The organism is Lactobacillus delbrueckii subsp. delbrueckii DSM 20074 = JCM 1012 (assembly GCF_001433875.1).
GTDB classification, from domain to species: domain Bacteria; phylum Bacillota; class Bacilli; order Lactobacillales; family Lactobacillaceae; genus Lactobacillus; species Lactobacillus delbrueckii.
Genome location: NZ_AZCR01000029.1, coordinates 1 through 8,149, shown reverse-complemented (window position 1 = coordinate 8,149; position 8,149 = coordinate 1). Strand labels below are relative to the sequence as shown.

At 48.6% G+C, this 8,149-nt stretch carries 9 protein-coding genes and 1 pseudogene; 3 read left to right on the top strand and 7 right to left on the bottom strand.

Going from position 1 to position 8,149, the window contains the following annotated elements; genetic code table 11:
* Positions 1-79 precede the first annotated feature (79 nt).
* Positions 80-820 carry an amino acid ABC transporter ATP-binding protein gene (locus FD23_RS05300; protein WP_052933695.1) on the bottom strand — a complete coding sequence of 247 codons (741 nt, stop codon included), beginning with the start codon at positions 818-820 and terminating at the stop codon, positions 80-82.
* 502 nt (positions 821-1,322) lie between these two features.
* Here FD23_RS05300 and FD23_RS05295 point away from each other — a divergent pair.
* Positions 1,323-1,931: a DUF4230 domain-containing protein gene (locus FD23_RS05295; RefSeq protein ID WP_025895899.1), complete on the top strand. Its 609-nt coding sequence runs from the start codon at positions 1,323-1,325 to the stop codon at positions 1,929-1,931.
* Between the two features lie 56 nt (positions 1,932-1,987).
* On the opposite strand, the gene FD23_RS05290 is transcribed toward FD23_RS05295, so the two are convergent.
* The 4 genes and pseudogenes from FD23_RS05290 to eno form a co-directional block, all read right to left on the bottom strand.
* The gene (locus FD23_RS05290) at positions 1,988-2,218 is read right to left on the bottom strand and encodes a hypothetical protein (RefSeq protein ID WP_230844857.1); all 231 of its coding nucleotides are present in this window, start codon (positions 2,216-2,218) and stop codon (positions 1,988-1,990) included.
* Positions 2,219-2,266: 48 nt separating this feature from the next.
* Positions 2,267-2,332: pseudogene (locus tag FD23_RS11055) on the bottom strand (zinc-ribbon domain-containing protein); the annotation flags it as partial.
* A gap of 145 nt (positions 2,333-2,477) precedes the next feature.
* Entirely contained in the window at positions 2,478-2,585 is a 108-nt protein-coding gene (locus FD23_RS10475; protein WP_230844856.1) for a DUF2752 domain-containing protein, read from the bottom strand.
* Positions 2,586-2,813: 228 nt separating this feature from the next.
* Positions 2,814-4,091: a phosphopyruvate hydratase gene (gene eno, locus FD23_RS05280; RefSeq protein WP_025895905.1), complete on the bottom strand. Its 1,278-nt coding sequence runs from the start codon at positions 4,089-4,091 to the stop codon at positions 2,814-2,816.
* A gap of 307 nt (positions 4,092-4,398) precedes the next feature.
* Between eno and FD23_RS05275 the strand changes: the two genes are divergently transcribed.
* Complete coding sequence (locus tag FD23_RS05275) at positions 4,399-5,235, top strand: DegV family protein (protein ID WP_052933694.1); 837 nt, start codon at positions 4,399-4,401, stop codon at positions 5,233-5,235.
* A gap of 95 nt (positions 5,236-5,330) precedes the next feature.
* Here the strand turns inward: FD23_RS05275 and FD23_RS05270 are convergent, their stop codons facing one another.
* Positions 5,331-5,918 (bottom strand): phosphatase PAP2 family protein, encoded by a 588-nt coding sequence (locus FD23_RS05270; RefSeq protein WP_025895906.1) that lies wholly within the window; start codon positions 5,916-5,918, stop codon positions 5,331-5,333.
* A 272-nt stretch (positions 5,919-6,190) separates the two neighbouring features.
* Between FD23_RS05270 and FD23_RS05265 the strand changes: the two genes are divergently transcribed.
* Complete coding sequence (locus tag FD23_RS05265; protein WP_025895907.1) at positions 6,191-6,988, top strand: hypothetical protein; 798 nt, start codon at positions 6,191-6,193, stop codon at positions 6,986-6,988.
* 70 nt (positions 6,989-7,058) lie between these two features.
* Here the strand turns inward: FD23_RS05265 and FD23_RS05260 are convergent, their stop codons facing one another.
* Positions 7,059-7,961 carry a LysR family transcriptional regulator gene (locus tag FD23_RS05260; RefSeq protein ID WP_052933693.1) on the bottom strand — a complete coding sequence of 301 codons (903 nt, stop codon included), beginning with the start codon at positions 7,959-7,961 and terminating at the stop codon, positions 7,059-7,061.
* Between the last annotated feature and the right edge of the window lie 188 nt (positions 7,962-8,149).

Here is an 8,149-nt window from a genome sequence, read left to right as displayed (position 1 = left end):
GCGGTAAAGAGCCCGGCCAAGAGGAGGAGGGCGGTCATAATTTTAATAAGTTTCTTCATCTTGCTTCATTCTTCCTTTGCTAGGCTTCCAAAATTTTTGCCAAAAAGTCCTTGGCCCGGTCACTTTGCGGGTGGTCAAAGACCTGGTCGGGGCTGCCCTGTTCCAAAAGATAACCGTCAGCCATGAACCAGACCTCATCAGCGACTTTTCGCGCGAAGCCCATTTCGTGGGTGACCACAACCATGGTCATCCCAGTTTGGGCTAAATCCTGCATGGTCTTTAAGACTTCCCCGACCATTTCCGGGTCTAAGGCACTGGTCGGTTCGTCAAAAAGCATCATGTCCGGCTGCATGGCTAAAGCCCGGGCGATAGCAACCCGCTGCTGCTGGCCGCCGGACAGGCTGGCCGGGGAGTGGTCAGCAAAGTCATCCAGGCCAACTTTTGCTAAAAGTTCATGGGCCAGGTCGCCGGCCTCCTGGTCACTCATCCCTTTGACCTTCATCGGCACCAGCTTAACGTTTTCAATGACGGACATGTTAGGGAAGAGGTTGAAGCTTTGGAAGACCATGCCCATCTTCTGCCGGAGTTGGTCCAGTTCTTCTTCTGTAAGGTCGGTCAGTTCCGTTCCTTCAAAAGTGACCTGGCCGCTGGTTGGCTTTTCCAGCAGGTTCAGACAGCGCAAAAAAGTACTCTTGCCTGAACCGGATGGACCAATAACCGTGATGACTTTTCCTTTTTCGATGACGGCATTGATGTCCTTGAGAACTTCCTTGTCGCCGTAATTCTTCTTCAGATGCTTAACTTCGATGATCTTGTTCATGTTTAATCCTTCGTCTAAAAGGACACAAGCAATGAAGAGCTGACAAGCGGCAAAGTTCCGGGCAAGAGTACTTAAAATTGATCAAGTTGACAGTAATTGAAATACTGGAGCCAATGAGCGACTTATGACTATGACAGCTTTTCATTGCCAGTCCTCGCCTTGCAATGAAACAGCTTTAGTCACCATCGTGGATGGTGCTATGTTCGGTGGTGGTAAGTCCTCGTCCTCATTTTGATCTGCTCCTTTAAAAGTAAAGATAAATCTGAAATTAAATCAATTATTGGTTTTTGATTTTAGCGTAAAAGGGAAGCTGATGCAAGGGAAAATGACAACTTTTATGAAAAAGATTGTAAAAATAGGTAAAATAGCCAGATATTCGCATAAAGCTAAGAAAAGAAGCTTTTTGGGGGCAAGTTGCTAAGATATTTAGAAATCACTGGCTTCTTGATTGTTTTTTCTAGCCGCCCTTGCTATGATAGAGGGCACGTAAGGAGGGACTTTTTTGCAAAAAAGAACAGATAAAGGGTCTGGCAGAAGGACCGGATTTCTCCAAAAGCTGGCTGCCCTCTTGATCGCCGTGGTCTTTCTGGCTGGCGGGATCATGATCGGCCAGCATCTGCCCAAGGAAAGCCAGGAGCAGGTAACGGTCGCCACGGTTTCTGCTAAATTGAAGGCTATTGGGGAGCTGGCGACTGAGCAGTACACCTATACTGGCATTTACAAACTATCTAACGGGCAGATTCCTTTTGTCACCAAGAAGGGCTTTACTATGGTCTATACGTCCAACTTTAAAGCCGGGGTCAAGGTCAAGGACATCAAGGTCCAAGTCAATCAAGACCAGGTGACCGTGACTTTGCCGCAAAGCCAGCTGCTGGACAAGAAGATCGACCCGTCCTCAATTAAGTTCTATGACCAGAGCTATGCTCTTTTTAACTGGAACCAAAAAGAAGACATTACCAAGGCTGAGCAGGCGGCCTTAAAGAAGGCGACAGGCGTGGCCAAAAAGTCCGGCCTCTTGGCCCGGTCGCAAAAAAATGCCAAGAAACTGATCAGGCAGCTGCTCCAGGGGACCCTGGATGGCCGCAAGCTGGTCATCAAGACGGAAGAATAAAGCAAAGAAATACGCTCAAATCAAGCTGATCTGAGCGTATTATTTTTTGCCAAATATTATTCTGCAGAACTGTGGTCCACATGAGTGTGGGAGTATTGGTAACGCCACAGCCAGCAATATGCCCATGGGGATGCCAGAAAGGCAAAAGGAATTACCAGGGTGAGGATCACAACAAGTGCCCGGACAAGCATGCCTAAGGCGGTCCCGTCATAAATCAAGCGGTCATCGTTAATGATCTGGCCGATTTGCTCGCCCATCTGGTCGATACTGTTGTCAACCTGGTTCACCACCGCTGGCTTTTTCTCACTGCCATCGGACTCAACTTTTTCAACTGGTGCCCCGCACTTTATGCAAAAATTGGTACCCTCGGGCAACTTAGCCCCGCAGTGTATGCAACACATTGCGGGGCTAAGTTAGATAAAAAACAAGAAAGCTTACAGATTTCTTGCAATGGCAAAGCAGATGGCGATAAGGAACAGGAGGAGCAGAAAGACGCTCTCTCTCAGCTTGAAATCTTCCTCTCCCTTGCGAATATAGCGGCCAGTTTTATAGAACAGGTAGAAGGCAAAAACAGGCAGCAGGGTCAAGGAGAGGGGGGTACTGCCAGGCTTTGGCAAAATCCTCTCCCAAAATAGCAATTGCCGCCCGGGTCATCTCGCAGCCGCGGCACAAGGCAGCCTGGGCTTATTGATCGAATACGGCGGCCAAAATAATACTCCCATTGGCAAAAACAGCTTTTGCCCGCTTTTTAACTGCCTCGTCTGGCAAGTTGGTCTGAACTAGTATAAAGAGCAGGGGAAAAGCTGTTAATTCTCCAGGGGAATTTTGCGTACAAAAAAAGATCCGCTTATGCGGATCTTTATTGAGCTAATCTTTTAATGATTAGTCTTGAGCTGGGAAGAAGTCGAGACGTTCACCGTCACCGAGTTGTTCTTCGATTCTCAACAATTGGTTGTACTTTTCAACACGTTCTGAACGAGCTGGGGCACCAGTCTTCAGTTGGCCGCCGTTAGTAGCAACAGCGAAGTCAGCGATGAAGGTGTCACCAGTTTCACCTGAACGGTGAGAAATCATAGTGTTGTAGCCGTGCTTACGTGAAATCCGGATGGTTTCCAAAGTTTCAGTTACAGTACCGATTTGGTTCAGCTTGATCAATGAAGCGTTACCTGCGCCTTCCTTGATGGCCTTTTCCAGCAAACGTGGGTTGGTGCAGATAAAGTCGTCAAGAACGATTTGCAGACGGTCCTTGTGGCTTTGAGTGAACTTAACCATACCTTCAGTATCGTTTTCGTCGTAAGGGTCTTCCATTGAGATCAATTCTGGGAATTCTGCGAGCAACTTGTCGTAGTATTCTGCCAATTGGTCACCGTCAAGAACCTTGCCTTCCAGGTGGTACTTGCCGTCTTCCTTGTTGTAGTAGTATGAAGCGGCACAGTCACAAGCGATGGCAATGTCTTCGCCAGGAACGTAACCAGCACGTTCAATAGCTTCGTGCAAAGCCTTCAAAGCTTCTTCTGAGTCCTTCATGTTAGGAGCGAAACCACCTTCGTCACCCAAGCCAGTTTCGTAACCCTTTTCTTCCAAAACCTTCTTCAAGGTGTGGTAAGTGTTAACGATCTTTTCGAAGCCGTCACGGAATGAAGTCTTCTTAACTGGAGTGATCATGAATTCTTGGATGTCGATGCCGTTGTCAGCGTGTTCACCACCGTTGATAACGTTGTGGAAAGTTTGAGGCATTGACAAGTCAGTACCGCCAAGGTAACGGTAAAGAGGTTGGTGGGTAGCCTTAGCAGCTGCTACAGCAGTAGCCATTGAAGTACCCAAGATAGCGTTAGCGCCCAACTTACTCTTGTTTGGAGTACCGTCAAGTTCGATCATAGCCTTGTCGATAGCTGGTTGGTTGAATGGGTCTGCGCCTTGCAGTTCGTTGTTGATGGCAGTGTTAACATTGTTAACAGCCTTCATAACACCCTTGCCGCCCAAACGTGAGCCACCGTCACGCAATTCAACAGCTTCGTTTTCACCAGTTGAAGCACCAGATGGAACTTCAGCGCGGCCAACTACACCGTTTGACAAAGTAACTTCAACTTCAACAGTTGGGTTACCACGTGAGTCAAAGATTTCTCTAGCATGAACGTTTTCAATAACAACCTTGGTCATTAAAAAATCCTCCTTAAAATACGCTGGCGGAGGAATTCTCCGACAGCAAGAGCATTCGCTCTGTAATTATTTACAAGTTCATTATAGTATAAGCTTGTGAATCCGTAAACAGCCAGTTTTTTGAAAACGATTCCAAAAACCGCTTTTTTTACAAATTTTACTTTTTGCTAAGCAAGTTTGGTCAAAATCCAAGTTCGAAAGCGGCTAGTGAAAAAATTCCCCGGTTAAGGAAAAACTGTTAAAATAGATTTAGAAATAGACAAGGCAGGAAAAGCTGCCAGAGACAATGTAGAATCAGGATAATATTATGGAAAACGTGAGACTGATAGTTGATTCAAGCGCCAATACTTTGACCGACCCAAGCCGCGGCCTTGAGGTCGTGCCCTTGACTTTGACCATCGGCCAGGAAAATTGGCTGGATGACGAGCAGCTGGAGATGGGCGCATTTTTGAACAAGATGGAGGCCAGCCAGGAGGCAGGCAAGACTGCCGCGCCAAGCATCCAGCGCTGGCTGGATAGTTTGGAGGGCTGCGAGAAGGCAGTGATCGTGACGATGACCAGCGGCTTGTCGGGGACCTACTCTTCCGCCTTGCAGGCCAGAGACATCTACTTAGAGACTCACCCGCATGCCCAGATTGTGGTCGTTGACTCCCGGTCAGCCGGTCCGGAACTGGAAGTAATCCTGGAAGGGATCGAAAGCATTCTTAAAGATGACAAGCTCCGCTTTGCTGACTTGGAAGCCAGAATTGCCGAGTACCGGACCAAGACTCACTTGCTTTTTGTCCTCCAGTCCCTGCGAAACCTGTCCTTAAACGGCCGGGTGTTGCCAGCCGTGGCCAAAATTGCGGGGATGCTGAAGATAAATTTAATCGGGACGGCCAGCGTTGACGGTGACTTGCAGCCTTTGACCAAGGCCAGAGGAATGAAGAAGGCCCTGCGGGAACTGGTCAAGCAGATGAAGGAAGAGAAGTACCAGGGCGGCCGGGTCGTGATTGACCACTGCGAAAATGAAGCTGATGCTGAGAAGCTGAAGGAACTGCTGCTAGCAGAATATCCGGAGGCTGAGATTACCATCCGGCCAATGCGGGGCCTGTGCTCTTTCTACGCGGAAAGAGGGGGGGTCATGGTCGGCTTTCACAATTAATAAGCTGCAAAATAAAAAATCCAGGGTTCTGTTAAGTTAGAACTCTGGATTTTTTGCTTCTATATATCGTTATCGTCTCTGTTATGTATTATGTTCTACTTCAAAAAGAGGGCAGCATAGATTGTCTGTACGACTGTAAAACAGAAGACCGACAAGGCCACGGCTCCCAGGACGTCTGACGGGTAGTGGGCCCGGAGGTTAAGGCGGGAGATAACCACAAAGAGCCAGTAGATCAAAAGAATTACGGCAAATAACTGATCAAATTCCCGTCTGAGCAGGGCGTAAAGGATCAGGCACATGGTCGTTGCCCCTAAGACATGGCCGCTGGGGAAGCTGTAGCCTTCTTCTTCAGGCAGGTGGGCATGAGGGCGGCTCCGCTTGACCAGGTGCTTGACGATAAAACCGGCTGCATCGGTCACGCCTAAGGTAGCCAGGACCCAAAGGCCGAGCCGGTAATTGTCTTCGTTTAAGAGCAGGCCGGCAATCAAGACGTCCCAGACAATGACCAGCTTGGGCTCGTTGATGAAGGCGATGATCTTCCAAAAAATATTCTTCTGCGTCCGCACCAGTTTCTTGTGCAGCTTCCGGTCCAGGCGGTTGAAGGCCGGGGAATAGAGAATGTTGAGGATCAAGACCAGCAGGACCAGCCCTGAGATTGTCAGTGAGATAAGGTCGACTTGCAAATTTTCATTTTCCTTCTAGCAAAACTTGACTTGTCCAGATAAAAGCAACCGGACTTTTACGAAAAATATTCTACACGTCCCCGGCTAGAAAATCAACCAATACCGGAAGCGCATACAAAGCTGATAAAAGTTGGCCAAAATTGATGAAACCGCTTGCCTCACAAGGGCCTTTTTGTTAAATTAGACTAGGAGAAAAATAACAACATATAAACGGTAAATAATGTTAGGAGCTTGTTTAGGAGAAAATGAGAACAAGAAAGAAAATTTGCGATATGAATGTGGCGGTGGTTGACCGGCATAATCTGCCGGCCTTACTGGCTAGCGGGAAAATAGCTGCCCAGGCCGACGAGGACTACCAGATAAACCAGAAGACGGTCGCGGCCTACGACTTCCAGATGGACTTGCTTTTGGGCAAGTACCGGACGATCATTTATGACGCCGATGCCGGTTGGGTCTTGCTTGAAAAGAAGACATGCCGCCGCCTGGTTCATGAACTGAGAAAGAAGGAGCCGGCCCACGAACTGACTATTAAAAAGCAGCTCTGCCGGCAGATCGGGATGTCAGACCAGTATGTGCAGTCTTTTGGCTCACATGCCTATTTCTCCTTTTTTATCATGCGCCACAAGCCGCTTGATCTGGTGGGCCTGCACCAGATGAAGCTGTTTGAGTGCCTTGACAATCACGGTCTTTTTCTGACTTTAGACCGGCAGTATTGCTTCAGTTTGGAGATGCCCAGACAATCTGGACGGGGCCAGCAGATCCTGCAAGACTGCATTACCCACAACGCTGCCTTCTTGCACCTGGCAAGCGCCCGGGCAGCCAGCTGGGGCTGCCAGTTAAAGCCGGTCAGCCGCAAGTCTCTCTTAAACGACCCGGCTTATATTAGGGAAAGCCAGCTGGCAGAAATCAAGGCCATGGATCCCCGGCAGATTTTGGAAGAAGCAGAGGACAACTACTTAAACTATTGCTCAGAGGAATTTTTGAAGGAATTCCGGGCCTGGAACTGGGGCAAGCAGGACATGCGGCAGCTGATCAACTACTGCAACAAGTCCTTTAATGAAATCAAATAACTCAAGTCGAAAAAACAGCAATGAAAAATGCTCATCAGCCGATGAGCATTTTTTCTGTATACTTATAATCTTAGCCCAGCTTTTGTGCCTTGAGCCAGTTCATCAAGTCCAGGACGTGTTCGTTGAGGACGTCCTTGCAAGTGAAGAGGGTCAGGTCTGAGCTGACCTTGACGTCCAGGGGAACCCGCTTTAGGCCGTTGACTTCGCAATTGTCGTCATCAAGCGGGCCGGTGTACGGCTGGATAGCCAGGCCCTGCTGGGTGTAAACCATCATGGTTTGCGCCACGACATTGTTGGCAAAGAAGATCCGGCTTTGCTTGCAGTTCTTTTCAATCCGGTCCTGCATCAAGGTAATCAGCGGTGATGAACAAGAAAGGTCCAGGAAGACCAGGTCCTTGCCGTCCAGGTCCTTTTCTGAAAGCAGGTCCTTTTCAGCCAGAGGGTGGTCATTTGGCACCAGGGTGCACCACTTCAACTTGCCGATCGTGTAGGCGGTGAAGTCCGGGAATCTCGGCATGGCTTCCGGAGTTGACAAGACCAGGTCAAGCTCGTGGGAGGCCAGCTTCTCAAAGAGAACCGGGCTGCTTTCAACGAAGAATTCGATGTTGACGGTGTCGCGGCTTCTGCGGAACTGGCGGATCAAGCCAGGAAGCATCAGCTGTTCGGCTAGAATTCCGATTAAGCCGACCTTCAAGGTGATTTGTCCTTCTGACATGGCGATCCGCTTGGCCTTGGAAATGGCGGTCCGGTAGTCGATCAATTCGCTCTTGATGCTGTTGTACAAAGACCGGCCGGCTGGGGTCAGCAGCATCTTGCGGCGGGAGCGGCTGAACAGCTGGTAGCCCAGTTGCTTCTCGATTGAGGATATGGCCAGGGAAACCGCTGGCTGGGACATGTTCATATTTTGTGCAGTCTTGGTAAAGCTCTGCGTCTGCGCGGCGTTTACAAAGATCTCTAGGTGTTCGATTCTCACGGGTTTACTAAGCTCCTCATAATAAAAAGATTGAACTGTCAGATATATATGCTACGCGTATCAAACAGTTCCGATATAATAATATATCAATTCCTCAAGAAATAAAAATCGCCGATTGTAAAATTAAACTGAACACTGTTCCGATCCAGTAAGAAAAATCGTTTTCACTGGATCAGAGCACAAAAAAT